The sequence below is a fragment of the Streptomyces sp. NPDC057486 genome (assembly GCF_042802415.1).
GTDB lineage: Bacteria > Actinomycetota > Actinomycetes > Streptomycetales > Streptomycetaceae > Streptomyces > Streptomyces yanii.
On record NZ_JBHVEE010000316.1, the window covers coordinates 1 to 1,679 of the forward strand.

Genomic DNA, 1,679 nt, shown 5'->3' on the forward strand with positions numbered 1-1,679 from the left:
CCTCGCCGTTTCGGTTGGGGCGATGAGGCGTCGCTGAGGGACAACTGCCGAGTGACCGACGCGATTTTGGTGCTCGGACATGGCGGAATCCCGGCGCGGTGGTCGGGTTCTCCGGAGTCCTTCGGGTCGTGGGAGGGCAGGGTGGTTGCCGGTCAGCTGGCCGGACGGGGCAGTGCGGCGAGACGGTGGAAGGCCGCGACCAGTTCGTTTCTCCAGGGCCAGGTCGCCGATATCCGCAAGCGCAGGCGTCGGCCGCCGCGGGTGAGGCGGGCAGCGACGTGCAGCAGCCGGTAGCGGAGCTTCTTCGGCTCGGCAGTGGCCAGCTCCCCGTCCAGCAGCAGGACGCGCGTCCAGGCCAGCAGGTCGATCGCTGTGAGGCTGAGTTCGAGCCAGACAGCGTTGACGCCGAAGCCGCGGGAGGGGAAGCGGCCGAAGCCGGTGGCCTTGCCGCACCGGATGTGGTCCTCGACGGTGGCATGCCCGCGGTGGCGGACCTCCAGGAACTGGGCGGAGCCACCACCGGAGTACGGGGTGTCGGTGAGGAACACCTGATGTCGCAGGCCCTCGTCCTGATCGAACAGGGACAGCTGGGCTCCGGGGTGCGGCCGCTCGCGGCGCACGATGATGCGGGTGCCGGCCGGGTAGCCGTCCAGATCAACCAGCCCGGTCAGCTCGGCAACCTCTGCGCCATCACGCAGCGTCCCGTCCTGGTCCAGGGCGGGATGCCAGAGGCGGTCGGGCACCGAGCGGATCGCGCGGCGGACGGGCTCGGTGATGGCGTATCCGACTGAGAAGAAGGTACGGATTCCTCGTTTCCGCAGGTCGCGGACGTGGGTGAGGAAGGCTTTCGCGGATCCGGCACTGTCGGCGCGGACCAGGATGTCGGTGCCGTGCCGGTGAGCGTCGGGGATCTGCGTGAGCGCCTGGTCGAGCACCGCAACGTGATCGGCGGCAGTGTTGGCTCCGGAGTTGCCGGGCCGCAGCCGTCCCGACACGGCCTCGCCGGTGTTCGCGAGGAAACACAGCAACGGATGGAAGCCGAAGCCGCCCTTATAGGTCGGGGCGGCTTGCTCTTTCTCGGAGTGGCAGGTGACCAGCGTGGCGTCGAGGTCCAGGACCAGGCCGGGAAGTTCTTGTCCGCCGGCCCGAGCGGCAGGTATCCCCTCGCCGGTCTCGGCGGCCTGCATCCAGGCGACTTCCCGGGCTGAAGCGCGAGCCGCTCGCAGCGAAGCGAGTGCAGCCTCGTCGGTGTCGGCGAGCAACCGCCAAGCCGTGGGTGTGGAGGCGACCGGGCCGAACACCTCGCCCTGGTCCCGCAGCACGGCCAGATCCGCGATCGCCTCACCGCCGTCGGCGAGCATCACCGCGAGATCGGTGGCGACCCGTCCCGGGTCGTGCCCAGTCCCGCGCGGCCGAAGCGGCCTGAGAGCGGCAGAGTACGCGGCGGTCAGACCAGTGGCATCGGCAAGATCCGCCAGCAACCGTGCCCCGGCATGCCCGACCACCCCCGAACCATCGGCACTGACATGGACCTTGGGACGCAACCCGATACCCTGCACGTAGAAAGTGCCCTCCGCCTGGACCGACAGAACCCCTCAGCAAGGTTCATCGTCCCAGGTCAGGAAGGCACTTTCGCGTTTCCGCCCCCAAGCCAGCCGTACTCAAGTGAAACGGCGAGG

Annotated in this window: 1 protein-coding gene; it reads right to left on the minus strand. The window is 69.3% G+C overall.

Annotated features, from left to right (window positions below):
• Nucleotides 1-152 precede the first annotated feature (152 nt).
• Nucleotides 153-1,589, minus strand: a complete 1,437-nt coding sequence (locus ACFU6I_RS48590) for an IS1380 family transposase (RefSeq protein WP_384381000.1) — start codon at nucleotides 1,587-1,589, stop codon at nucleotides 153-155.
• Between the last annotated feature and the right edge of the window lie 90 nt (nucleotides 1,590-1,679).